Below are 23,935 nucleotides of genomic sequence, written 5' to 3' on the forward strand. Positions count from 1 at the left end.
AGACGACAACTGCAACCAAACCGTCACCATTCATCCGTCATATTCGTAGAGATGATCGATCCCGCCCACCGCACGCCGCGCCTGGCCCTGTACGGTTTCCATCGCGGCGCCAACGGCATCGGCCGGGTCATGTGCAATCTGGCCAATGCAGTCGCCGCGCAGGACGTGGCGGTGGATGTTCTGGTGAGTCAGGCCGACAGCGCCGATCTGCAGCTGCTCGACCCGGCGGTGCGGGTGATCGAACTGGGCGCCCGGCGCGGTCGCACAGCGGTGGCGGGGCTGGCCGATTACCTCGCCCGCGAGCAACCGGCCACCCTTCTGAGCAACCGCGAGTGGGCCAACCGCCTGGCGCTGCGCGCCCGCCGCCGCGCCGGCGTGCCGGTGTGGCTGGCGTTTCGGGTCGGCAGCCCGATGTCCGCCTCGCTGGCCCGGCGGCCGTGGCCGAACCGCCTGTGGCACCGCCGGCGGCTGCGGCGCGCTTACCGGGCGGCGGAGCACGTGATTGCCATCTCCGCCGGCGTGGCCGATGACCTTCGGACGGTCATCGGGCCGATGACCGGGCACCTCGCCGTGCTGCCCAACCCCAGCGTGCCGACCGACATCGACCGGCAGGCAGCGCAGGCCGTCCCGCACCCATGGGTCGCGCACGCCGACCAACCGTTGCTGCTGGCCGCCGGCCGCCTGGTGGCGGCCAAGGATTTCGCCCTGCTGCTGCGCGCATTTGCCATCCTGCGGCGTGGGCGCACGGCGCGGCTGGTGATCATCGGCGAAGGACCGCTGCGCCCGGCGCTGCTGGCCCTGGCCGCCGAACTTGGCGTGGCCGACGATCTGGACCTGCCGGGCTTCGTGGCCAATCCGGCCGCCTGGATGGCCAAGGCGTCGCTGTTCGTCGTGTCCTCGGCCTACGAGGGCGGCCCCAATGTGCTGATCGAGGCGCTGGCCTGCGGCACGCCGGCGGTCAGCACCGACTGCCCGCACGGACCGCGCGAGATCCTGGACAACGGCCGCTGGGGGCCACTGGTGCCGCCCGGTGACGCGGTCGCCCTGGCCGAAGCCATGGCCGCCACGCTGGATGCGCCGCTGCCGGCGGCAACCCTGCGCGAGGCGATGGCCCCGTACCGGGCCGATGTGGCGGCGCGCGCCTATGTGCAGGCGCTCGGGCTCGCGCCGTGAGCCTGCCGCCGCCGGACCTGGCCGTGCTGCTGGCCACCTCCGGCCACAGCGGCGTGGACCGGGTGATGGGCAATCTGCTCGCCGCCTGGGGCGAGGCCGGGCTGTGCATCGACCTGCTCGGCATCCACGGCCACGGTCCGCACATCGACCCCCTGCCGCCCGGCGTACGGCGCGTGCCGCTGCCGGCCCGTCACGTGAGCACCGCCCTGCCGGCACTGCTGCGCTACCTGCGCCGCGTGCGCCCGCCGCTGCTGCTGACCGACAAGGACCGCGTGAACCGTCTGGCGCTGCTGGCGGCCGCACTCACCGGCGGCCACACACCGGTGGCGGTGCGCCTGGGCACCACGGTGTCGGTGAACCTGGCCGGCCGCGGCGCCGTCGAGCGCCGCGTGCAGCGCCTGTCCATGCGCCACCTGTACCCGCGCGCGGCGGCCGTCTTGGTGCCCTCGCGGGGCGCGGCGGACGATCTGGCCGCGTTTGCCGGTCTGCCGCGCGAACGCATCCGCGTGGTGCCCAGCCCGGTGCTGACCGCCGATCTGGCAAGCCGCATGGCGCAGCCGCCGCAGGGCGTGGATTGGCCCCCGGACGGCCCGCCGACGGTGCTCGGCATCGGCGAGCTGTGCGCGCGCAAGGATTTCGAGACGCTGATCCGGGCCTTCGCCGACCTGCGCGCGGCGCGGCCCTGCCGGCTGGTGATCCTGGGCGAGGGGCGGCAGCGCACCCGGCTCGAGGCGCTGGTGACACAGCTCGGCCTCGGCGGCCACGTGCAGCTGCCCGGCTTCGTCGCCAACCCCTATCCGCACCTGGCGCGCGCGGCGCTGTTCGTGCTGGCCTCGCGCTGCGAGGGCATGCCGGTGGCGCTGATCGAGGCGCTCGCCTGCGGCGCGCCGGTGGTCAGCACCGACTGCCCGAGCGGTCCGCGCGAACTGCTGCAGGACGGGCAGATCGGGCCGCTGGTGCCGGTGGGCGATGTCGCCGCGCTGACCCGCGCGATGGCCGCAACGCTCGCTGCCCCGCCACCGCGGGCGGTGCTGCAAGGCGCGGCGGCGCCCTACGCGGCGCGGCGTGCTGCCGGCGCCTATCTGGCGGCGCTTGGCCGGCCGCTGCCGGCGGCGCTGGAATGAACCGCCCTGGCATGAAACCGAAACGGATTGCCATTTTCGCGTCCTTCTCCGGCGCCGGCGGCGTCGAGCGCATGCTGCTGAACCTGGCCGCCGGCATCCGCGACGCCGGCTACGGCGTAGACCTGCTGACCATCCGTCGCGACAGCCGCCACCTGACCGCGCTGCCGGCCGGCGTGCGCCACCTGCCGCTGCAAGGCGGCCATGCCTGGGCGGCCGTGCCGGCGCTGGCCCGCTACCTGCGCCGCGAACCCCCGGCCGCGCTGCTGGCGGCCAAGGACCGCGCCAACCGCGCCGCCGTGCTGGCACGCGCGCTGGCCGGCCGATCGATGCCCCTCGGGCTGCGGCTGGGCACGCACCTGGGCGGCGTTCGCGGTGCGCGCCGCACGCTCGGCGATCGGCTGCGCGGCGCCCTGTATCGGCGCGCCGAGGCGGTGATCGTCGTATCGCAGGCGATGGCCGACGATCTGCTCCCGCGGTTTGGCCTGCCCCCACAGCGGGTACGGGTGATCCGCAACCCGGTGCTGACACCCGGGCTTGCCCGCCAGGCGCAGGCGCCCTGCCCGCATCCGTGGCTGGCGCAGGACACGCCGGTCATCGTCGGCATGGGCCGCTTCACCCGCCAGAAGGACTTCCCCACCCTGCTGCGTGCCTTCGCCGCCCTGCGCGCCAAGCGACCGGCGCGTCTGGTCCTGCTCGGCGAGGGCGCCGGACAGGCGGACTGCGCCGCGCTCGCCGCGTCGCTCGGCGTAGCCGATGACCTGCTGCTGCCGGGCTTCGTCGCCAATCCCCATGCCTGGCTGGCCCGGGCGCGCCTGTTCGTGCTCAGCTCGCGCTGGGAAGGCTCGCCCAACGCGCTCACCGAGGCGCTGGCGCTGGGCGTGCCCAGCGTGGCGACCGACTGCCTGTCCGGTCCGCGCGAGCTGCTGGCCGATGGCCGCTACGGGCCGCTGGTGCCGGTCGGCGATGCGCCGGCCTTGAGCGCGGCGATGGCCGCCACACTGGCGGCGCCGCTGCCGGCGGCCACGCTGCGCCAGGCGGTGCGGGACTACCGGCAGGACACGGCCGCCGCCGCGTACCTGAACGCCCTTGGCCTGCCGCCACGCTGCTGACCCGGATGGCCTGAGCATGCTGCTGTGCTACCGACACAAGTTTCTGTTCATCCACATCGCCAAGACCGGCGGCACCAGCGTGCGCGCGGCGCTGGCGCCATACCGCCGGCGCGATCCCTGGCGGGCGCTGCTGTGGGCCTGCAGCCGCATGAGTGCCCTGTCCGGCCACCGCCTGGGCATCAAGTTCCCACGCCACGCGCCGGCCATCGCGGCGCGCGAGATGCTGCCGCGCGAGTTCTACAACGGCCTGTTCAAGTTCGCCTTCGTGCGCAACCCGTGGGACCTGCAGGTCAGCTCCTGGCACCACCTGCGCCGCGAGCGCCCGCAACTGGTGGCCGGCTGCGCCGACTTTGCCGACTTCCTGCGCCACAAGCTGGACCCGCAGCGGCCCTGGCAGTACCACCTCGACACCTCGATCACGCCGCAGGCCGATTACGTCACCGACCAGCACGGCCAGCTGATCGTGGACTTCATCGGCCGCTACGAGCGCCTGGACCAGGACTTCGCGCACGTGTGCCAGCGCATCGGCATCCATCCGCCGCCGCTGCCGCACCGCCGCCAGGCGCGCGAGCGCAGCGACTACCGGCGCTACTACACGGACGAAACGGCCCGCTGGGTGGCCGAACACTTCGCCGCCGACATTGCCCGCTTCGGCTACGCCTTCGACGACCCGGCCGCGCTTGTCGGTGCCGAGCGGCCGGCTTAGAGTGCGCCAGACCGCCGCACCCGAAGGAGAAACCAACATGAACGCCCCCAGCACCCTGCCCGCCCTGCCCTTTGCCTGGCCTGCCGAAGGCCTGCGCCGCGTGCCCTACGCGGTGTTCACCGATCCGGCCATCTACGCGCTGGAACAGGAGCGCATCTTCCGCGGCCCGACCTGGAACTACGTCGCGCTGGAAGCAGAAATGCCCAAGCCGCACGACTACGTGTCCACCTTCATCGGCGACACGCCGGTGGTGGTCACGCGCGATGACACCGGCGCCCTGCACGCCTGGGTCAACCGCTGCGCCCACCGCGGCGCGCTGGTGTGCCGCGACCTGCGCGGCAACGCGCAGACCCACACCTGCGTCTATCACCAGTGGGCCTACGACGCCGCCGGCGGCCTGATCGGCGTGCCGTTTCGCAAGGGCCTGGGCGGCAAGGGCGGCTACCCGGCCGATTTCGACATGCGCCAGCACGGCCTGCAGCGCCTGCGCGTGGCCAGCCGCCGCGGCGTGGTCTTCGCCAGCTTTGCCGAGCACGGGCCGAGCCTGGACGAATACCTGGGCGACACCATGCTGGGCAACATCGACCGGTTGATGACCAAACCGATCGAAATCCTGGGCTACAGCCGCCAGTACGTACACGCCAACTGGAAGCTGTACGCCGAGAACACGCGCGACTCCTACCACGCCATGCTGCTGCACCTGTTCTATCCCACCTTCGGCATCGCCCGGCCGGCGCAGAAGGTGTCCATCGAGATGAACGAGGCGCGCTACCACAACCTGTTCACGGTCTGGCAGCCCACCGGCAAGGAGACCATGGACACCTACAAGCAGAACACCACGCGCGCCATCCAGGGCGGCCAGGACGCGCTGGAAGCCCCGCAGTTCCTACGCTACATCAACGAGCGCGGCGACGACATCTGCATCACCATCGAGTCCCTGTTCCCCAATAGCGTGTTCCAGCACATCCAGAACGGCCTGGCCGTGCGCCAGATCCGCCCCACCGCCGTGGACCAGTTCGAGCTGTTCTGGACCTACTTCGGCTATACCGACGACACCCCGGAACTGCGCCAGCACCGCCTGCGCCAGGCCAACATGCTGGGCCCGGCCGGACTGATCGCCATGGAAGACGCCGAAGCGGGCGAGATCATCCAGCGCTCGGTGTCGGACGGCAGCAACCAGCAGTCCTTCGTCGAAATGGGCGGCTCCGGCACCGAGAACCTGTACGACATCAGCGGCACGGACGAGAACTCCATCCGCGGCTTCTGGCAGGGCTACCGCGACCTCATGGGCTTCTGAACGCATGCGGCATTGCAGCCACTGCGGCGGGCCGGTCGAGCTGCGCGTCCCGCCCGGCGACAACCGCCAGCGCCACGTGTGCCCGGCCTGCGACACCGTCCACTACCAGAACCCGCGCCTGATCGTGGGCTGCATTCCGCAGTGGCAAGGCCAGATCCTGCTGTGCCGGCGCGCCATAGAACCCGCCTACGGGCGCTGGACCCTGCCGGCGGGCTTCCTGGAACTGGGCGAAGGCACGGCCGAAGGCGCCGCCCGCGAGGCGGCCGAGGAAGCCTGCATCGAGGTCGACATCGGCCCCCTGTTCAGCATGATCGACGTGCCGCACATCGGCCAGGTGCACATGCTGTACCTGGCCGACCTGCGCGAACCGCGCTGGGCGGCCGGCGAGGAAAGCCTGGAAGTGGCGCTGTTCGCCGAAGAAAACATCCCCTGGCAGGAGCTGTCATTCCGCAGCGTGCGCGAAGCCCTGCAGCACTACTTCGAGGACCGGCGCCGCGGCGCGTTCGGCCTGCACATGGACGTGCTGGGGCCGCCACCGGGCTAAGACCCCGCCGAGGCGATCATCGCCCTGTAGGAGCCCGGCTTCGCCGGGCGATCAACGCTGCATCATCCGCCGGGCGATCATCGCGCAGCGAAGCTGCGCTCCTTGTATGTTTCGCGTGCCGTTATGGCAAGTAAAACGCTTCACCGGGGAGGCCGTTCGCTCCTGGAGGCGGGAGGGTTCCCGACCTCGTGTGTAGAGCGGCTCCCCGCCTCATTGCCCAGCACGTGGAGTATCCGGAAGCCGATCGTACGAGGCGGACTTCGCATACAAGGCCACACCGGGCAACAAGTGCGAGGTCGGGGAACCGGTGAGCATTATTCACCAGCACGGAGGATCAGCAAGGTGTCGACAGTACACGCGGGAATCGATGTATCGGCCAAGAGCGTCGAGTTGGCGTTGCGCCAGAACGGCCGACGGATCAGCCGTGAGACGTTCCCACAGACGCCCGAAGGGCATCGGCAGCTGCAGCGGCGTCTGCGTGCCGCACAGCCGCAGTGCGTGGTACTCGAGGCCACGGGCGTTTACTACCTGGACCTGGCCGTGACGCTGGCGCACGCGCAGCTGCCGGTCAGTGTGATCAACCCACGCAGCTTCCATCACTTCGCCAAGCTCAAGCTCCAGGGCAGCAAGACCGACGGCATCGATGCCGATCTGCTGGCCGAGTACGGCGAACGCCTGTCGCCGCCGGTGTGGACGCCACCCGATCCGGCGCGCCTGGCGCTGCGCGACCTGGGCCGGCAGATCAATCGCCTGACTGCGATGCGCACGCAGGCCAAGAATCGTCTGCATGCCCTGCGCGCCCGCCAAGGCGTCCTGGACCTGCTGATCCAGGACGAAGTCGACGCCATCGCCACCTTGGAGCGTCGCCTCGAGCGCTTGACCCAAGCGGCCTGCCAACTGCTGGAGCAGCAGCCCGAGCTGGCCCGCCAGGCCCAGCACCTGGACGCCGCCAAGGGCGTGGCCCAGGCCAGCGCCATCGCGCTGCTGGCGGAGCTGTGCGTGCTGCCGGCCAGTCTCAAGTCCGCTCAGGTCGCCCGCCATGCCGGCCTTGACGTATGCCTGCGCCAGTCCGGCAGCAGCGTCCATGGCGTCTCGCGCATCAGCAAGGCCGGCAACGCCTACCTGCGAGCAGCGCTCTACATGCCCGCCCTGAGCGCCGTGCGCTATGACCCCTACGCGCGCGCCTTCTACGAAGCGCTCCAGCGCCGCGGCAAGCGAAAAATCCAGGCGTTGTGTGCCGTCATGCGCAAGCTGCTCACCGGATTCTGGGCGTGCCTGAAAACCGCACAGCCCTTCGACCCCGCCAAGCTCTTCAGCGATGCCCACTTCGCCAAGACTTGACCTCGGAACAGAGTATCTACAAATCCATGCACGCCGCCCTGTCGCGGGCCGGCCCGCCCCTGCCGCGGAAGGTCAGCCGTGTTCGGATATCGGGCATCGTCAGCAACACGCAGCGATCACCGGCCTGTAGGAGCCCGGCTGCGCCGGGCGATCATCGCTGCATCATCCGCCAGGCAATCGTCGCTGCCTCATCCGCCGGGCGATCATCGCGCAGCGAAGCTGCGCTCCTACAAATCCATGCACGCCGCCTTGTAGGAGCCTTTCTGCGCCGGGCGATCATCGCGCTTCGCGCCTGGCTGCCAGGCGCGCGAGCAACGCCGGGCGATACCGTAGGTTTGGACGGGGTACCATCGGTCCATGTATTTCGCCATCATCAGCGAGCTTCGGAATATCGAAACGTTCGCGCTGATTCCGAAATACGGGAGCTTCCACGGTTGCGGAAACGCTACGGCCTGGGCCGTTGGAGAAAGCGCAAAGGTTTCGCCCGCGTACTGCTTCCCGATGGTGCGATCCGCGAAGCTGAACTGCATTGGTACGAAGCATCCGGAATCGGCAGGTACGAGTTCAAGATCAAACGCTACGTGGACTGAAACTCATGATTGAACATCACTTTGTAATTTGCGCCGAAAACACCGGCTATGAAGCCTCTTTGGAGCGGCGCAAGCTGTACGAGGTAATTAGTGATCCTGATGCCGACAAACACGATCAGCTGCGCGTCATAGACGAGTCGGGTGAAGACTACCTGTACCCAAAATCTTTCTTCATTGGCGTGGAGCTGCCCCAGAAGGTCATTGACCGCATTGCCCTGACGGCGTGAAAAGGAAATCGAGACGTAGCCTGGATGCAGCGCAGCGGAATCCGGGATTCCGCAGCCGCCGCGTTCCCACTTGGTGCCGCGCCCCGCGGCCAACCAGACTGACCACGCCGACTGCCTTACCTGGAGCCCGGCTGCGCCGGGCGATCAACGCTGCCTCATCCGCCAGGCGATCGTCGCTGCCTCATCCGCCGGGCGATCGCGCAGCGAAGCTGCGCTCCTACAAATCCATGCACGCCGCCCCGGTCGCGGGCATGGCCCGCTCCTGCCGCGGAAGGCCAGCCGTGTTCGGGCATCGTCAGCAACACGCAGCGCCGTTTCGTGCTGATTGTAAGTTGAACTTACAATCAGCCACATGATCCCCCGCGACGCCAGCCATACGCTCAGCAGCCTCGCCGCTGGCTACCCCGTCCTGGCGGTTACCGGCCCGCGCCAGTCCGGCAAAACGACGCTGTGCCGGGCACTGTTCCCGGCCCTGCCCTACGCCTCGCTGGAAGACCCGGACACCCGCCAGTTTGCGCAGGAAGACACACGCGGCTTTCTGGCCCAGTACCCGGACGGCGCCGTGCTGGACGAAGCGCAGCGCTGCCCGGACCTGTTCGCCTACCTGCAAAGGCGCGTGGACGAAGATCCGCGTCCCGGCCGCTTCGTGCTGACCGGCTCGCAGCAGTTCGGTCTGATGTCCGGCATCAGCCAGAGCCTGGCCGGCCGCGTGGCCCTGCTGCATCTGCTGCCCCTTGGCATTGCGGAGCTGCGCGCCGGCGGCCTGCTGCCGCCGTCCCTGGACCGGCTGCTGCTGGATGGTGGCTACCCGCCGGTGCACGACCGCCGGCTCGACCCGGCCATCTGGTACGCCAACTACGTGCAGACCTACCTGGAGCGGGACGTACGGCAACTGATCAACGTGCGCGACCTGGCTCAGTTCCAGCGCTTCGTGCGCCTGTGCGCCGGCCGCACCGGGCAACTGCTGAACCTGTCGGCGCTGGGCGACGAGGCCGGCGTCAGCCACAACACCGCCGGGCAGTGGCTGTCCGTGCTGGAGGCCAGCTACCTCATCCACCGCCTGCCGCCGCATCACCGCAACTTCAACAAGCGGCTGGTCAAAACCCCGAAGCTCTATTTTCTGGACACCGGCCTGGCTGCGCGCCTGCTGGGCATCGAAACCGAGTCACAACTGGCCACCCACCCCCTGCGCGGCGCCCTGTTCGAAACCTGGGTGGTGAGCGAACACCTCAAGGCGCGCTTCAACCGTGGCCTGCCGGCCAATCTGAGCTTCTGGCGCGACCGTGCCGGGCACGAGGTGGACCTGATCATCGAACGCGACAACCGCCTGTGGCCAGTAGAAGCCAAAGCAGGATCAACCATCACAGCGGATGCCAGCCGCAGCCTGCTGCGCTGGCTGGATGTGGCCGCAGACGCCGCCGCCGAACCGACGCTGGTGTACGCGGGCGAGCATGCGCAAACCCGAAACGGCGTGAAATGGATTCCGTGGCGGGAATGGCAACCACACGTCTGATACTCGGACCGCCACCGGGCTGAGCCGGTGCTGCGGCCTCCGCGGTAGGAGCGGGCCATGCCCACGACCGCAACCCGGCCCAACTCGAACCGGCGGGGGCCGTGCTACCTTCTAGCTAGCTACTTAAGGAAGCGCTGAATAAATCCATCCTGGATTTCTCAGCGCCCGCCATCGGAAAAGCGTGGTTTTCCGATGGCTCACAAAATCAGCAGCTTACAGCCGCTGATTTCGGCAGCGCGTCCCTGCGCTGCAGGAAACAGGCTAGACGATGAAAAGCGTACCCATTTACGAAGCCAAGAATCGCCTTTCGGAACTGGTGGCCGCCGTCGAGCAGGGCGAAACCGTGGCCATCACCCGTCGCGGCCGGCCGGTCGCCCGGCTGGTTGCCGACACCGGCGATGCCCCGGAGCACCTGCCACAGCGCCAACGTGCTGCCGCGGCACTCGCAGAATTGCGCCGTCTGCGCCACGGCGTGCGCCTGGAGGGCGACCCCAAGGCCATCGCCCGGGAAGGGCTCGACTGATGCCCTTCGTGCTCGACAGCTCGGTGGTGTGTGGCTGGATTTTCGAAAACCAGGCCAATGCCTACACCGAGTCGGTCGCCCAGCGCCTGCTGGACGACCGCGCCCATGCCCCCGGCCTGTGGCCGATGGAACTGGCCAACGTACTGCGCACCGGGTGCAAGCGCGGCATCCTGATCGCCCAGCAGGCGCAGGCCGTGCTCGAAAACCTGGCCGCCCTGCCCATCGATACAGACACCCGGCCGGCCAGCGCAGCCACGCTGCTGTCCCTTGCCCTGCGCCATGACCTGAGCGCCTGCGACGCCGCCTATCTCGAGCTGGCGCTGCGCCTGCAACAGCCCATCGCCACCCAGGATGCCGCCCTCGCCGAGGCCGCCCGTGCCGCCGGCGTCGGCGTGCTGGCCTGAGCGCGCCCCTGCGCCGTACGCGAACTGATCCAAAACGCCGACGAATGGCCCGCCATGCGGCTCACCCGCAACCGCCTCGCGCGGCCGCGATTTCGGCGATACCCTGTGCGCAGCGCAGCACGCCATCCATGCTTACGCGCAAACGCAGTTCGCCGTGTGAGCAGCCAGCCACCCAGCAATAACGGCATGACTGCCATGGGAGCATCGAAAACATGCCCGTGATATCAATGTTCTACGGGATTATTATCCGAATGTACTTTCTGGATGATCAACATCACAGTGCGCCGCACATTCACGCGCGGTATGCAGAGTTTGAAGCATCGGTGCGGATTGCGGATGGAGAGGTGTTGGCAGGCGAATTGCCGCGCAAACAGCTGCGCCTCGTACAGGCCTGGATAGAGCTTCGTCGAGACGAACTTCTGGCAGATTGGGAACTGGCCGCGGCCGGACAGATGCCCTACAAAATCGATCCATTGTGAGGTTTCCATGTACTGGGATGTAACAAATGTGCGCCCGCTGGATGACTATCAGATATACGTCGAACTGCAAGACGGCCGACAAGGCGTCTTCGACCTGAAGCCGTACCTGAATCACGGTCTATTCAGCGAGCTGAAAGACAAAAACTACTTCTCGCAGGTATCCATAGCGTTCGGTGCCGTAACGTGGCCCCACGCACAAGACATCGCACCGGAAACACTGCTTGCCGGAATGAAGCTGGTCGGGCAGCCAACGTAGGGTGGGCAAAGCGCGGCGTGCCCACGCGGACACGGCGCCCGGCGCCGCATGCGGCTCATCGAAAGCTCGTCAGAACCGCGTGGGCACGGCCTTACGGCCTTTGCCCACCCTATACGGGCTGCCGCATCCGACCGGCGATCATCGCGCAGCGAAGCTGCGCTCCTACAAATCCATGCGCGCCGCCCCGGTCGCGGGCATGGCCCGCTCCTACCCGCAACAGCACAGCGTCAGACCAGAATTTGGGCGTTCTTGCCGACACACACACACCCCGCCTTATCCTGACCACCCAGATAGTCACGAAGGCACATCGCCATGGAAAACACCGTCGTCAGCCTGGCGGAAGCGAAAGCGCACCTGAGCGAACTGACCGACAAGGCCGCCCAAGGCGAAACCGTCATCATCACCAAGCGCGGCAAGCCGGTGGCCCAAATGTCGACGCCGGACAAACCGCGTCGACCCATCGACCTTGCCGCCTTGCAGCGCCTGACCGCAGACCAACCCATGCAGGCACAGCCGGCCGGCGAGTTCGTCCGCGCCGTGCGGGACCAGGCTCGCTATTAGAGAAGCGCTGAATAAATCCATCCTGGATTTCTCAGCGCCCGCCATCGGAAAAGCGTGGTTTTCCGATGGCTCACAAGATCAGCCGCTTACAGCCGCTGATCTTGGCAGCGCGTCCCTGCGCTGCGGGAAACGCTGAATACTTCAGCGGTTCCTTAGTAGGCCGTGCAATACCTGGACACCAGCCTCCTGCTTGCAGCACTCACGCACGAAGCGCGCACCGCATCACTTCAAACCTGGCTGGCCGCGCAGGATCCTGAAAACCTTGCCGTCAGTGATTGGGTCGTCACCGAGTTCTCCGGCGCCCTGTCGATAAAAGTACGCACCGGCCAGCTGACGCCGTACCACCGCGCCCAGGCCCTGGCCGTATTTTCGGCGCTGGTCGACAACTCGCTGCTGGTTTGGCCCGTGTCGCGCCTGGACTTTCGCACCGCCGCGCGGTTTGCAGATCAGCACGCCACGGGCCTGCGCAGCGGCGACGCGTTGCACCTGGCCGTCGCCGCCAATCACGGCGGGTGCGTCTGCACGCTGGACCGTGCCCTGTGCCAGGCGGCCATCGCGCTTGGCGTCAGCACCGAATCGTTGTAACGCTGGCCCTGCCGTGTGCCGACCACGCCGAGGCGAGCTGAAAAATGCCACGGAAGGCATTTTTTTCAGCCTTTCCAAAGGGGAATCGAACCCGCGTCCCGCAGTCCCTCAGCGCAGGCCGTACCAGACTCCACGGCCACTGCCGTGCTGATCAAGCGTGCCGCGCTCGACCAATGCCCGGAAGTGCTGCTTCAGCGTGTTGCGGCTGGCGCCGGTCAGCTTGATGGCCTCGCCGATGGTGACGCGCCCGTGCTCGCGGGCGAACTCGACGATCCGTAACTGCAGTTCCGGCAGGGCCGCCAGCACGATCCTCTCGCGCTCGACCTTCTTCTCCAGGCGCCGAACCTGCTCGGCCAGGGAGCGCAGGAAGAACACCAGCCACGGTTGCCAGTTCGGTGCCTCGGTGCGGATCGTGCCCTGCGTCTGCCGCAAAGCCAGGTAGTACGCTTCCTTGCTCTGCTCGATCACGCTCTCCAGCGAACTGTACGGCACGTAGGCGTACCCAGCCTGCAACAGCAGGAGCGTCGTCAGCACCCGGGAGAGCCGTCCGTTGCCATCCTGAAAAGGATGGATCTCCAGAAACACGACAACGCACAAGGCGATGATCAGCAACGGATGCAGCCGCGCTGTCTCCCGCTCCTGGTTCACCCATGCGACCAGCTCCGTCATCAGGCGGGGCGTATCGAAGGGCGTCGCAGTCTGAAACACGATGCCAATCTGTGCGCCGGTCTCGTCGAAGGCGGCAACGCTGTTCGAGTTGGTCTTGTAGTTGCCGCGATGCCAGGTGTCCTTCTCGCTGTAGCGCAGCAGGATCTGGTGCAACTGCTTGATGTGGTTCTCGGTGAACGGGATGTCCTGCCACGACGAGAACACCAGGTCCATCAGCTCGGCGTAGCCGGCCACCTCCTGCTCGTCGCGAGTGGCGAAGGACTTGATCTCCAGGTTCGACAGCAGCTGCTCCACCTCGCGGTCGGACAGCTTGCTGCCCTCGATGCGGGTGGAGGAGCCGATGCTCTCGATGGTGGCCACGCGGCGCAGGGCCGACAGTCGGTCAGGCGCGAGCGTGCCCAAGGCGCGCCAGGCGCCCTTGAACTCGTCGATCCTGGCGACGAGGCGCAGGATCTCCGGGGTGATCTGGAGGGTGTCGGTTCGCAGCATGAACCAATACTACACCCATTTACACCCATTTCGAGCCGCATCCAATAAGACGCCCATTTACACCCAATTTGCCAGGCTTGGATCTTGCGGGGAATGGCCGGGAGACGGTCTAAAACCACCACCGCCACCCTCGCCAACGACCGGACCGTGCGCCGATCAGGGACGAATGGATTCGGCGCGTGATCGAGTCGCCCGAGCGGGAGAATGTCCAGGCCGACGGGAGAATCCGCCGCTGGGCCAAGATAGACGAACACGAAGGCAGATACCTCAGAGTAGTGCTCCTGCCGGATGCGCAAACCGTCCACAACGCATTTTTCGACCGAGGATACAAGCCATGAAGGTCCGGTATTTCGACGACACAGACACCCTGTACATCGAGTTTCGCGATGGCGATATCGCCGAGTCCAGGGACCTCGACGAAAAACCACACTCGACACCGACAGCCAGGGCAACATCTGCGCAATCACCTTCGAGCACGCCAGCCAGCGGACCGACATTCGCCACCTGACCATTGAAGGCATCGCCGCGTAATGATGGCTCCGGCGCCTGGATTGTGGCTCTCTGCCCATCGGCCGAGACTGCTTCGCGGGCAGCTACCTGAGCAGGAGCCCGGCTGCGCCGCGCGATCATCGCGCAGCGAAGCTGCGCCCCTACAAACCCATACACACCGTCCCGACCGGTTGTAGGAGCCCGGCTATGCCGGGCGATCATCGCGCCATCATCCGCCGGGCGACCATCGCGCAGCCAAGCTGCGCTCCCACAAATTCATACACACCGCCCGCCCGGCGAGCAGCCCATCGACATCGTCACCCGCACGCCGGACCAGGCGGCAGAACCCATCCACCGCGTTGCGCATGCCGCAGCCCCAATGCGACCGCTACCGCACCGACCCCTGAACCTGCGCGCCTGATGCGGGCTTTCCCCCACACCAACGTGCTGGTGTACCTGTTCGACGCCGACAATCCGACACGCGCGACCAGACGGCAACCCTGCTGGCCCGCCGGCAGGAAGACCTGGACCGCCCGGCGCAAACGGCCAGCGCTCAAGCGCCACCCGGGCCGCGTCGTTATCCTGTGCGCCGCGCGCGACACTATCCACGGTCACGCACCGTCGCCGTTCAACATCCAACACAACTGCTGAAACACCCTCCCCTTGACAGCAACCACCGCCACACTGACACGCTTGCGCGCCTGGCGCCCCGGCGGGTATCTGCGCGCCAGCGGGGTGCTGTTCGGCTGGCTGGCCGTGCGTACGCTGGCGCAGACAGCGTTGTTCGTGCTGGTCGCGCGCACGCTGGGGGCGGAGGGTTACGGCTCACTGATTGCGGTGATGGCGATTGCCACCCTGTTCGCCCCGCTGGCGGGCCTCGGTGGGCAGGCCCTGTTGGTGCGCGACGGCGCCCGTAATCCGGAGCATCTGGCGACCCATCTCGGCGACGCGCTGCGGTTGTGGGCCATCAGCGTGGTGCCGCTGTCCGTGGCAGCCTTCGTCGCCTGCCACCTCCTGGTCCCGCCCGCCCTGCCCGCGTATGCCGTCGCCGCCATCGTTCTGGCGGACCTTGCCGGGGCCAGCCTGCTGGAGCTGCTGGCGCGCACCTGGCAAGCGGTGCAGCGCATGGGTGGCTTTGGCGCCGCCATGGCCGGGCTGATCGTGGCGCGTCTGGCGGTGTTCTGCGCGCTGCTGGCCATTGCGCCACCCAGTCCGGCCAACTGGGCCGTGTGGTACGGGACGGTGACGGCGGCTTATGTCTTGCTGGCCGGCGGCGCCGCGCTGCGGTGCTTCGGCATACCGCGCCGCTCCGACACACCGTTTGTGCGCCTTGTCAGCGCCGGCTTTCCGTTCGCCTTCGCCGGCTCGGCCATGCGCATCCAGGCGGAAGCCAACAAGCCCATCCTGGCGCGGCTGGACTCGATCGCCGGTGCGGGCGTCTACAGCGTCGCGCAACGGGTGACGGACATCCTTGCTGTGCCCTTGCAAGCGATGCTCGAAACCCTGCTTCCGCGTGCCTACCGCATGGCCTCTGGTACATTGCCTATCTACACGCTAGGTATCCCGGCGCTGTTACTCGCCATTATCGGTGGCGTCGCAATCGCGGCCGGCGCGCCTTGGCTGCCGGTCTTACTTGGACCCGGCTTCGTGGAATCCGTCCCCGTGACGGCCTTGCTCGCGTTCGTGCCGGCAATGTTTGTCCTTCGCATGCTACTGACCATGGCCTTGGCTGGACGCAGCCAACAGACGCAGCTTTATGACGCATATGGGCTGGGTGCATTCATCAGCGTGGCGGCTACTGCGCTACTGGTCCCAGCATGGGGCGCGCGCGGCGCTGCTGTGGCTACATACATCCCCGAGGCGGTTATGATTGCAAGACAGCTCATTTCGCTTGTGGGTAACCGAAAACATTACTAATGCCTTCATCGAGAACGGCATTCCATGCTTGTACCCACCATCCTGGAGCTCGTGGAACGATGCAATTCGATATCTTGATCGTCGGCGCTGGCCTTGCCGGCTCGGTTTGTGCCCGCGAATTGGCCGACGCCGGGCACACGGTTTTGGTTATAGATAAACGCAGCCATGTCGGCGGGAACGCATATGATCGCTACGACGACCACGGCGTCTTGATACATCCGTATGGCCCTCACATATTCCATACCAACGCAAAAAGGGTGCTGGAATGGCTGTCTCGCTTTACAACATGGCGATTTTATGAACACCGCGTACTTGCAAGTGTGGACGGGCGGCTTTTCCCAATACCTATAAACCGCACTACGCTGAATAAACTCTACCGACTCGATCTAGACGAAAGCGGCGCCGCCGCATGGCTTGAACGCGTACGGCAACCGAGAGACCACATCCGCACCAGTGAGGACCTCGTGCTAAGCAGCGTTGGGAGCGAGTTATGCGAGAAATTTTTTCGTGGTTACACCCGTAAACAGTGGGGCTTAGACCTCTCTGACCTGTCAGCCGGCGTTGCAGCGCGAATTCCCACCCGCACTAATGACGATGACCGATACTTTACCGACACTTACCAACTCATGCCCGCGGAGGGGTATTCGGCGATGTTTCGTTGCATGTTAGACCACCCTAATATTACGACCCATCTAGAAACCGACTACTTCACGCTACGCTCTACGATACAAGCACGACACACAATCTATACGGGGCCAATTGACGCATTTTTCAACTACCGATTTGGCAGACTTCCATATCGCAGCATTCTCTTCGAGCACCGGCACTTTCCTGATGTGCCAGCATATCAATCAGTCGGAACCATCAACTACCCCAACGAGGAAGACTATACGCGTGTGACTGAATTCAAACATTTAACAGGTCAGTCGCACACTGGCACTTCGATTGTAAGAGAATACCCTCAATCTAACGGAGAGCCGTACTACCCTATTCCTCGGCCACAGCATGAGGAGATCTTCCAACAGTATAACGCCCTCGCAGATCAGCTACTTAACGTCACTTTCGTAGGGCGCCTCGCCCAATACCGCTATTACAATATGGATCAGATCGTAGCGGCGGCACTTAAGAAGTCAGAGTACATACTCACTCATTTGAAGTAACACTATTAATGTCTACCTCAACATTACCTAGCCTAGGCCGCCGAGCTCGCCGGAGCGTGAAGAGGTATGGCTACGGAGGATTTGTCGCGAGGCTATTTCGCGACGCGGCGATGGTTACTCGTAGCACTTACATCACGAGGCAAAATTTTGCTGGCCAACGCGTGTTTATAGACCGCCAACGCCAGCGCGAACGCCTCGTCGTCCTTTTGGCTGGGCATAAAAGTTTTTTGTGGCCTTATGTAATTCCTCGCCTAGCTAGAACCGTTTCCGCAGATTACGACGTGTGTATAGCGAGCTCGGGAGTTGACGATACTAAACTCCGCGCGTATTGCGAAGAATACGGCTGGAGTTATCTTGCTACAAAAAAAAACAAGGTCGGACTTGCAGTAAATCTAGCAATAGCCGCTCATGAGCACGCTCTGTTGATACACAAAATAGATGAAGACATGTTTCTTACAAGTGGGATGTTGGAGCGCCTTGAGCGAACGTACCATCGCATAAGCGCCAGTGGCCTCGCAAAACCTGGAGCATGTGCTCCGCTGATCAATATTAATGGCTACACCTATCAAATGCTTCTGGATAAACTCGGCCTTACGGAGGAGTTTAGGCAAAAATTCGGCCACCTCGGGTACTCGCACCCGCATCAAGTGTTTCGTGATCCGGAATCCGTAGTCTGGCTGTGGCGTCACTGCCTGCCTCTTGACGCCCTCGGGGAACGCATCGCTAACGCGGCGAACGGCTACTCCTTTGTTCCGGTCCGCTTCAGCATAGGCGCCATACTGTTTGAGAGACAATTTTGGGGGGAGCTGGGAGGGTTTCGGGTCGGGACATTGAGCGGCACTTTGGGATTGGATGAGGAAGTGTTTTGCAAAGAATGCGTTGACCGGTTTCGCCCCATCGTAGTTTCTCATGATGCCTTTGCCGGGCATTTCAGCTTCTTTAATCAAGAGCAAAGCATGCGCGACGCCCTTCCTGGGCTAGCTGCTCTTGATCCGAACTGTTTTTCGCCAGTCTCTGGTCTTTGAACCGATGGAGAACGCCCTCATAAAAGTAACGGCACTTGTGGTAACACATAATCGTCCGCGCCTACTCCGCGAGGTAATAGACGCTCTTTGGATGCAAAGCAGGAAGCCCGATAGTATCCTCGTAATCGATAACTGCTCGGATAGCGAAACTGGTGCGCTCCTTGAAACGCTAAAAGAGGCGTCACTGATCCCCTTTTCTGCCCTAACAACGGAGCGCAACCTTGGGGGGGCTGGCGGGTTCGCTTTTGGAATGGCAGCGGTTGGTTACAGGAAGGGACATTACGTGTGGGTGATGGACGACGATGCGTGTCCGAGCGCCACCTGCTTGGAGACATTGCTTGAATTGGCGATAGACGAGAACAGAGTGATAGGGCCTGCGGCTGTGGGGCATCCGCCGGACGACAGTACGTTCTGTTGGGCCGTAGAGGCTGTCGCAGGTCGAGAGACATTCCGCGAGCGCGAACATTGTGGCGGCCCGCTACGCGTGAGCTCGCTCCCTTTTTTAGGACTTTTGATTCCGACGTCTTTGTTGGATCGCGTTGCCCCCCCTCGACCCGAGTTATTCATTAGCGGGGATGACGTTGAGTTTTGTATAAGGTGCAAAAAAGCCGGCGTTTCGATATGGCTAGCGCCGTCCGCCACCCTGTATCACCCACTACCGCGATTGCGACGTATAGCTTTACTCGGAAAAGTCATGTGGATTCAGGAACTGCCAGCTTGGAAGCGATATTTCGAGGTTCGAAATCGCATTTGGGTTGCGTCTCACCACTACGGAAGGACTGCGTCTCTCTTGGTAGCCATGGGAACGGTTATCCGGTGGGTAGCAGCTATGATTTTCATGCCACACAGACTGGAGCAATCCAGAGCATTTCTACAAGGAGTATGGGACGCTCTATTCAATAATCTCGATAATCGTCCATTCGGGCCTAATTGAATGACTTCTGGGGCGATAAGCGCGTTCGTACCTCATGGAACCGGGGCGACGGTCTTGCACGCTTCTCTTGCAGCGAACATTCGAAACTATGTTGTTAGCGAGTACTTACCCATCCTTGAGGTGTGCCCTCCCCTTCTGCTTCGATATAGACGCAACCGTCACTCGTTAGTACATGCCCCGCCGGACCATGCAGCGTTCGTGTGTCCCCGGCGCACGCCGCTGGTCATTACCTTCCACAACTACGTGCTGGACCGCGTCATGCGGCGGTACAGCTCGGCCGTGCAGCGCCTGCACTACGCCACGGACCTGCGCCTCTACACGCGCATGGCGCTGCGCCGCGCGGCGGCGGTGACGGCCGTGAGCAACTTCACGGCGCGGCTGGTGCGCGAGGACCTGCGCTTTGCCGGACCCATTGAGGTGATCCCCAACGGCGTGGACGTGGGGCGCTTTCGCCCCGGCGACGCGCCGCCGCAAGATGGCCCGCTGCGCGTCCTGTTTAGCGGGAATCTGACGCGACGCAAGGGCGCAGACCTGCTGCCGGAAATCGCCCGGCTTGCCGGCCCGGACGTGCAGATCCACTACACGACGGGCGCACGGGCCGGCATCGGCGATCCGCGCTGGGCCGGCCTGCACCCGCAGGGGCGCGTGCCGCACGACCAGATGCCGACGCTGTACCGCCGCTTCGACGCGCTGCTGCTGCCCACCGTGCGCGAGGGGATGAGCCTGGCGCTGCTGGAAGCGATGGCGAGCGGCCTTGTCGTGGTGGCGAGCGATGCGGCATCGAATCCGGAGCTGATCGAACCGCGCGCGGGCGGACTGCTGTGCCCAGTTGGCGAACCGGAGGCGTACGCAGATGCATTGCGCACACTGGCCGCCGACCGCGAGCGGGTGCGGCGCATGGGCCAGCACAACCGGCAGGTGGTCGAGTCCCGTTACACGCTGGAACGCATGGTGGCCGGCTACCTGGCGGTGTTCGAACGGGTGTTGGGAAAGCCGGTGCCGCTGCGGGGCGAGGCACGGCTTTAGCAAAAGTAGCCTGGATGCAGCGCAGCGGAATCCGGGTGACGGCGCAACCGGTTTCTCTGTATTGCGCTGCGCTGCATACGGGCTACCACGCTGTGTTTGAAAGTAGGCAGGGTATGCAATAAGGCGAAGCCGCATTGCGCCGGCTGGAGCCTCATACGTCGCTGCCTTTTCTTCGTCACGCCTTCAGCGACGGATTAATCAGCGTTTCCCTATGATTCTTTCCCGACAATACAAATAGCGACTTGCTCATGGTTAAATACGTACCCAATGTACTCGTATTCTAAATTTTGTATTGAAACAAACTCTTGGAACGCCTTAAATTCGCCCTCTTCCCATCCCGGATAATTAAAGTATTCGTCAAAAACAATGATTGTGCCGGGCACAATTCGATCCTGGCATAGGTCAAATACGACCTTGGTTGAAGAGTAGAGATCGCAATCGATGTGTAAAAATGAAATTGGGCCTGGATGCTCTGAGAGAAAGTTAGGGAGGGTTTCGTCAAACCAGCCTGTAACTAGCTCTACATTCCCCTTAACAGTAGGCAGCCTTCCTAACGAAAAGTGCCCCTTTGGAAACCCATCTCGCCAATTTTCCGGCAACCCCTCAAAAGAATCAAAGCCATAAATAACGGAAGATGCCCTGCCCGCAATATAGTTTATAGTTTCACCCGTATACACTCCGAACTCAAGCCATAAACCAGTAACTGGAGCTCGGGAAATAACGTCATCGTAAAGATCAAACTTTCTTGCATAGGATCGTGCCATGGACATTCGGGCGGCGACGTAGTGCGCCGTCGCACGTAAAGCGTGGCGACCGAGCTCCAAATTTATATTTTTCGCAATAGATTCAATATAACAATCCAATAGAATTTTCTTTAATATAGGCCGGATAGGGCCATATAGAAATTTGAGTATCTTGCTCATGCTTTACTAAACTCCACAGTTCTCGAAGTCCATCACCGTGCAAGTCCTCAGCAAAAGTAGCGTGAATGGAACGCAGCGGAACCGGGGGTGATGGGGCAAACCGGTTTCCGCGTAGTGCGCTGCATGCGGGGTACCACGCTTCTGGCACTGCCGACCGGGCGGCACGAGCACCCTCTCCCCGGCCCCTCTCCCGCTCGCGGAAGAGGGGAGCAGGCGTATTGGGCTGACGCAGGAAGTCCGACGACTCACGCCCGCCGTGGCCGCCGGAGTCGTCGGGCCTGCACCCATTCGGCAGCCGCCATGTTCCGGGCGACCGATGTAAGGCGACCGATGTAATGGGGGTGGGCCGAGTCCGGCCGAATCGGTCATGTTGAGCTTCAGCGAGGGCAGTACCGCCACTACGCGGCAACCTCGATTTGCCGCGTCTCAAGGGTAAGCGGCAATCCTTTTCTCGGCTCGTACTTCCAGGCAAAGCGCAATGGCCTCTGCAATGTTGCGGATCGCTTCGTCTTTGGTTTCGCCCTGGCCGATGCAGCCTGGAATAGCTGGGCATTCGGCGATCCAAACGCCATCTTCGCCCCGATCGATCGTCACGTTGAATTTCATGTTCGCGCTCCAAAAATCGTCCGGCGACTGCGCAGCAAACTGCATGGCGTGGCTGTCGACGCGATTCTACCTGTCCAGGCGCTGGACGCGGTGGCGGCGATGAACACGCCGGGCGCGTTCGGCGATTACAGCTATCCCATCAAGCTGTACGAGGCGATGGCCTGCGGCCGGCCGGTGGTGGCTTCGCGTACCGCGAGCACGGCCTGGGTGCTGCGGGATTTTCCGGACCGGCTGGTGGCGCCCGGCGATGCGGCGGCGCTGGCCGGTGCGCTGGCGGCGGCTCTGGACCTTGGCGCGGTGGACTATGGTCCGCAGCCGGGCTGGACTGCGTCGGGCGCGGAGTTGGCGGCGGCAATGCGGGGGATTGGGGGGTGATCATCGCCCTTGTAGGAGCCCGGCTACGCCGGGCGATCATCGCGCAGCAAAGCTGCGCTCCCACAGTGGGCGTGGGAGGCCCGCCCTCGGGCCGAATGGATGAACTGAGGATTCGCGGTGGGGGCGTCGCTCCCACAGCAGAAGTAGCCTGGATGGAGCGCAGCGGAATCCGGGATGGCAGCTGCGCTCCTACAACAAGGAAGCTCTCCCCTGCCCCTCCCGCCCGCGGGGAGCAGGGTCAGTCCGTCACCACTGTGGATTCCGCCTTTCGCCGGAGTGACGATCGGTGAGGCTTTCGCCGGAATGACGGTAGCAGGCGCGTGTAGGTTGTGCTGACGCAGGAAGCCCAACGACTCACGCCCGCCGTGGCCGCCGGAGTCGTCGGGCCTGCACCCATTCGGCAGCCGCCATGTTCCGGGCGACCGATGTACGCGGGCTGGGCCGAGTCCGGCCGAATCGGTAATGTTGGGCTTCCTGCGTCAGCCCAACATGGGCCTGGGGTGGGGCAACCGGTTTGCTCGTATTGCGCTGCGCTGCATACGGGCTACCACGCTTCATGCGTTGCCGACCGGGCGGCACACGAGCATCCTTGCCGGCTATCCTTGGGGATAGGGTTCCGCCCGGCAAGGGGCCGACAGGTGAGACGGCGTTGCGTTGTCAGCGGTTCCAACTGGATTGGTCGCGGGGCAGTCGCCCGTTGGGATCATTGACCTCGACCGAATTGCCGTCCCTGAGCCGATCCACGTACACCACGGCATTGGTGCCGCCGTCGTTCGCCTGGCTGGGGAACAGGATGCCGGTGTGGCCCTGGGCCAGCACCATGTCGCCCAGCACCCAGGTGGGCGGCTCGATGTGCAGGTCGAATTTCAGATGGCGCCAGTCCTCGCGCCAGTCGTGCCACAGCGCGTCCCAAGGCTCGCCGCGGCGGAGCTGCCGCAGATCGACCAGCCCGCGCAACGCCACGGTGTACGAGCACATCGTGCAGGGCGGCAGGAACGGCGAGGTTTGCTGGTACTCGCGCAATGCGGTCACCTCATCCAGCGACAGATACAGCGCCTCGACGCCCTCCCGGTTGAAGCGCCCGCCCTTGGCCGCCGCACCGGCGCCGCTGGTGGGCCGGCTGGCCCACTGCGGGGTATGCGCGCGATACAGCGTGGTACCGGGCGGCAGGTCGAGGAGGATCATCCGGTGAACCCCGCACTGATCGACTCCAGGTAGTCGATCGCATCGTCGGTGCGTCCTTCCTGCACCAACTGCAGCAGGGTCTTGTGGTGGAACGCCGGTATGGGCTCGTTCTTGACCATGAAGAATGCACGCGCGGTATCCGGCTGCACCGCCGTGGCGGCCGACAGCACCCGCATCAGGTCACGCAGCGCGTCTTGGAGTCGCGGTGACTCGGGGTGGGTGCGCAGGGTGTTGCGGTGCACGCCAGCCAGCGCTGCCAGTTCCTGGTACTGCAGACCCAAGGCATCGGCGACGTTCGTGGCGGAAAAGCGGGACGTGCCGGCTTCACGTACCGATTCGAGCACATCAGCGAAAGCGGTAGAGGCCATTGACGCTGCTCCCAAAGGCGAGGAATCAGGCGCACATTATACGCACAGTCTGAGCACAGTTCCAAGCGGCCTCCTGCCGGAAGGCTTCCTGTCCAAGCCATCCCCTGGGGATGGCTCAGGGTTCCGTTGCTGCGCCGGGCGACGCCGCGGCGCTGGCCGGCGCCGCTGGTGTCGGCCCTGGACCTGGGCGCGGTGGATTATGGTCCGCAGCCGGACTGGACCGCATCGGGCGCGGAGTTGGAGGGGGCAATGCAGCGGATTGGGGGGTGATCGTCGTCCTTGTGGAGCCCGGCTACGCCGGGCGATGGGTCACCGCATGGGACCCGACCTGTCGTCC

28 protein-coding genes and 1 pseudogene are annotated in these 23,935 nt (G+C 64.6%); 23 read left to right on the forward strand and 6 right to left on the reverse strand.

Annotation, left to right across the window (positions count from 1 at the left end):
* The first annotated feature begins 51 nt into the window (after window positions 1-51).
* The 7 genes from PG2T_RS04105 to PG2T_RS04135 all read left to right on the forward strand — a co-directional run bounded on the left by PG2T_RS04105 (window position 52) and on the right by PG2T_RS04135 (window position 7,294).
* Entirely contained in the window at window positions 52-1,173 is a 1,122-nt protein-coding gene (locus PG2T_RS04105; protein WP_068802949.1) for a glycosyltransferase, read from the forward strand.
* Entirely contained in the window at window positions 1,170-2,297 is a 1,128-nt protein-coding gene (locus tag PG2T_RS04110) for a glycosyltransferase (protein WP_202816411.1), read from the forward strand. The genes PG2T_RS04105 and PG2T_RS04110 overlap by 4 nt, the downstream gene beginning before the upstream one ends.
* Window positions 2,298-2,308: 11 nt before the next feature.
* Window positions 2,309-3,406: a glycosyltransferase gene (locus PG2T_RS04115; protein WP_202816412.1), complete on the forward strand. Its 1,098-nt coding sequence runs from the start codon at window positions 2,309-2,311 to the stop codon at window positions 3,404-3,406.
* Window positions 3,407-3,422: 16 nt separating this feature from the next.
* A complete protein-coding gene (locus tag PG2T_RS04120; protein WP_068807717.1) occupies window positions 3,423-4,112 on the forward strand; it encodes a sulfotransferase family 2 domain-containing protein in 690 nt (229 codons plus the stop codon).
* Window positions 4,113-4,149: 37 nt separating this feature from the next.
* Entirely contained in the window at window positions 4,150-5,409 is a 1,260-nt protein-coding gene (locus PG2T_RS04125) for an SRPBCC family protein (protein WP_068802951.1), read from the forward strand.
* A gap of 4 nt (window positions 5,410-5,413) precedes the next feature.
* The gene (locus PG2T_RS04130; RefSeq protein ID WP_068802952.1) at window positions 5,414-5,953 is read left to right on the forward strand and encodes an NUDIX hydrolase; all 540 of its coding nucleotides are present in this window, start codon (window positions 5,414-5,416) and stop codon (window positions 5,951-5,953) included.
* Window positions 5,954-6,295: 342 nt separating this feature from the next.
* Complete coding sequence (locus tag PG2T_RS04135) at window positions 6,296-7,294, forward strand: IS110 family transposase (protein ID WP_068802953.1); 999 nt, start codon at window positions 6,296-6,298, stop codon at window positions 7,292-7,294.
* Between the two features lie 227 nt (window positions 7,295-7,521).
* Here PG2T_RS04135 and PG2T_RS16615 read toward each other — a convergent pair whose 3' ends face one another.
* A complete protein-coding gene (locus PG2T_RS16615) occupies window positions 7,522-7,824 on the reverse strand; it encodes a hypothetical protein (protein ID WP_068802954.1) in 303 nt (100 codons plus the stop codon).
* A gap of 65 nt (window positions 7,825-7,889) precedes the next feature.
* Here PG2T_RS16615 and PG2T_RS04145 point away from each other — a divergent pair, with 65 nt between their 5' ends.
* From PG2T_RS04145 to PG2T_RS04180, 8 genes are all read left to right on the forward strand, one after another.
* Complete coding sequence (locus PG2T_RS04145; RefSeq protein ID WP_068802955.1) at window positions 7,890-8,111, forward strand: hypothetical protein; 222 nt, start codon at window positions 7,890-7,892, stop codon at window positions 8,109-8,111.
* Window positions 8,112-8,463: 352 nt separating this feature from the next.
* A complete protein-coding gene (locus PG2T_RS04150) occupies window positions 8,464-9,624 on the forward strand; it encodes an ATP-binding protein (protein WP_068802956.1) in 1,161 nt (386 codons plus the stop codon).
* Window positions 9,625-9,892: 268 nt separating this feature from the next.
* Entirely contained in the window at window positions 9,893-10,147 is a 255-nt protein-coding gene (locus PG2T_RS04155; RefSeq protein WP_068802957.1) for a type II toxin-antitoxin system Phd/YefM family antitoxin, read from the forward strand.
* Entirely contained in the window at window positions 10,147-10,551 is a 405-nt protein-coding gene (locus tag PG2T_RS04160; protein WP_068802958.1) for a type II toxin-antitoxin system VapC family toxin, read from the forward strand. Before PG2T_RS04155 ends, PG2T_RS04160 begins: the two co-directional genes overlap by 1 nt.
* Before the next feature lie 212 nt (window positions 10,552-10,763).
* Window positions 10,764-11,030 (forward strand): type II toxin-antitoxin system toxin DhiT, encoded by a 267-nt coding sequence (dhiT, locus tag PG2T_RS04165; RefSeq protein WP_068802959.1) that lies wholly within the window; start codon window positions 10,764-10,766, stop codon window positions 11,028-11,030.
* Between the two features lie 7 nt (window positions 11,031-11,037).
* On the forward strand, window positions 11,038-11,286 hold the full coding sequence (locus tag PG2T_RS04170) for a DUF2442 domain-containing protein (RefSeq protein ID WP_068802960.1): 249 nt from the start codon (window positions 11,038-11,040) through the stop codon (window positions 11,284-11,286).
* Between the two features lie 312 nt (window positions 11,287-11,598).
* Window positions 11,599-11,847: a type II toxin-antitoxin system Phd/YefM family antitoxin gene (locus PG2T_RS04175; protein ID WP_068802961.1), complete on the forward strand. Its 249-nt coding sequence runs from the start codon at window positions 11,599-11,601 to the stop codon at window positions 11,845-11,847.
* 162 nt (window positions 11,848-12,009) lie between these two features.
* On the forward strand, window positions 12,010-12,432 hold the full coding sequence (locus tag PG2T_RS04180) for a type II toxin-antitoxin system VapC family toxin (protein WP_068802962.1): 423 nt from the start codon (window positions 12,010-12,012) through the stop codon (window positions 12,430-12,432).
* Window positions 12,433-12,540: 108 nt separating this feature from the next.
* Here PG2T_RS04180 and PG2T_RS04185 read toward each other — a convergent pair whose 3' ends face one another.
* Window positions 12,541-13,590 (reverse strand): Fic family protein, encoded by a 1,050-nt coding sequence (locus PG2T_RS04185; protein WP_068802963.1) that lies wholly within the window; start codon window positions 13,588-13,590, stop codon window positions 12,541-12,543.
* A gap of 155 nt (window positions 13,591-13,745) precedes the next feature.
* Here PG2T_RS04185 and PG2T_RS16940 point away from each other — a divergent pair, with 155 nt between their 5' ends.
* The 7 genes and pseudogenes from PG2T_RS16940 (at window position 13,746) to PG2T_RS04195 (ending at window position 20,141) form a co-directional block, all read left to right on the forward strand.
* Complete coding sequence (locus PG2T_RS16940) at window positions 13,746-13,928, forward strand: hypothetical protein (protein ID WP_075968134.1); 183 nt, start codon at window positions 13,746-13,748, stop codon at window positions 13,926-13,928.
* Window positions 13,925-14,121: pseudogene (locus tag PG2T_RS16945) on the forward strand (DUF2283 domain-containing protein). Before PG2T_RS16940 ends, PG2T_RS16945 begins: the two are co-directional and overlap by 4 nt.
* A 621-nt stretch (window positions 14,122-14,742) precedes the next feature.
* Window positions 14,743-15,996 (forward strand): oligosaccharide flippase family protein, encoded by a 1,254-nt coding sequence (locus tag PG2T_RS04190; RefSeq protein ID WP_083214754.1) that lies wholly within the window; start codon window positions 14,743-14,745, stop codon window positions 15,994-15,996.
* A gap of 59 nt (window positions 15,997-16,055) precedes the next feature.
* Window positions 16,056-17,156 (forward strand): UDP-galactopyranose mutase, encoded by a 1,101-nt coding sequence (gene glf, locus PG2T_RS15390; protein WP_075968135.1) that lies wholly within the window; start codon window positions 16,056-16,058, stop codon window positions 17,154-17,156.
* A 161-nt stretch (window positions 17,157-17,317) separates the two neighbouring features.
* Window positions 17,318-18,181, forward strand: coding sequence for a hypothetical protein (locus PG2T_RS15985; RefSeq protein WP_145930990.1), 864 nt, complete (start codon window positions 17,318-17,320; stop codon window positions 18,179-18,181).
* Between the two features lie 4 nt (window positions 18,182-18,185).
* On the forward strand, window positions 18,186-19,115 hold the full coding sequence (locus PG2T_RS16950) for a glycosyltransferase (RefSeq protein WP_075968137.1): 930 nt from the start codon (window positions 18,186-18,188) through the stop codon (window positions 19,113-19,115).
* Window positions 19,116-20,141, forward strand: coding sequence for a glycosyltransferase family 4 protein (locus PG2T_RS04195; RefSeq protein ID WP_068802965.1), 1,026 nt, complete (start codon window positions 19,116-19,118; stop codon window positions 20,139-20,141).
* 209 nt (window positions 20,142-20,350) lie between these two features.
* Here the strand turns inward: PG2T_RS04195 and PG2T_RS15405 are convergent, their stop codons facing one another.
* Both PG2T_RS15405 and PG2T_RS04200 read right to left on the reverse strand, forming a co-directional pair.
* On the reverse strand, window positions 20,351-21,064 hold the full coding sequence (locus tag PG2T_RS15405) for a class I SAM-dependent methyltransferase (RefSeq protein ID WP_075968138.1): 714 nt from the start codon (window positions 21,062-21,064) through the stop codon (window positions 20,351-20,353).
* Window positions 21,065-21,490: 426 nt separating this feature from the next.
* Window positions 21,491-21,670, reverse strand: a complete 180-nt coding sequence (locus PG2T_RS04200) for a type II toxin-antitoxin system HicB family antitoxin (protein ID WP_202816416.1) — start codon at window positions 21,668-21,670, stop codon at window positions 21,491-21,493.
* Window positions 21,671-21,718: 48 nt separating this feature from the next.
* Between PG2T_RS04200 and PG2T_RS04205 the strand changes: the two genes are divergently transcribed.
* Window positions 21,719-22,045 carry a glycosyltransferase gene (locus PG2T_RS04205; RefSeq protein ID WP_202816417.1) on the forward strand — a complete coding sequence of 109 codons (327 nt, stop codon included), beginning with the start codon at window positions 21,719-21,721 and terminating at the stop codon, window positions 22,043-22,045.
* 657 nt (window positions 22,046-22,702) lie between these two features.
* Here PG2T_RS04205 and PG2T_RS04210 read toward each other — a convergent pair.
* Both PG2T_RS04210 and PG2T_RS04215 read right to left on the reverse strand, forming a co-directional pair.
* The gene (locus PG2T_RS04210; protein ID WP_068802967.1) at window positions 22,703-23,230 is read right to left on the reverse strand and encodes an RES family NAD+ phosphorylase; all 528 of its coding nucleotides are present in this window, start codon (window positions 23,228-23,230) and stop codon (window positions 22,703-22,705) included.
* Window positions 23,227-23,598 (reverse strand): DNA-binding protein, encoded by a 372-nt coding sequence (locus PG2T_RS04215; RefSeq protein ID WP_068802968.1) that lies wholly within the window; start codon window positions 23,596-23,598, stop codon window positions 23,227-23,229. Before PG2T_RS04215 ends, PG2T_RS04210 begins: the two co-directional genes overlap by 4 nt.
* Window positions 23,599-23,935 lie beyond the last annotated feature (337 nt).

The organism is Immundisolibacter cernigliae (genome assembly GCF_001697225.1).
In the GTDB taxonomy this organism is placed as follows: Bacteria; Pseudomonadota; Gammaproteobacteria; order Immundisolibacterales; family Immundisolibacteraceae; genus Immundisolibacter; species Immundisolibacter cernigliae.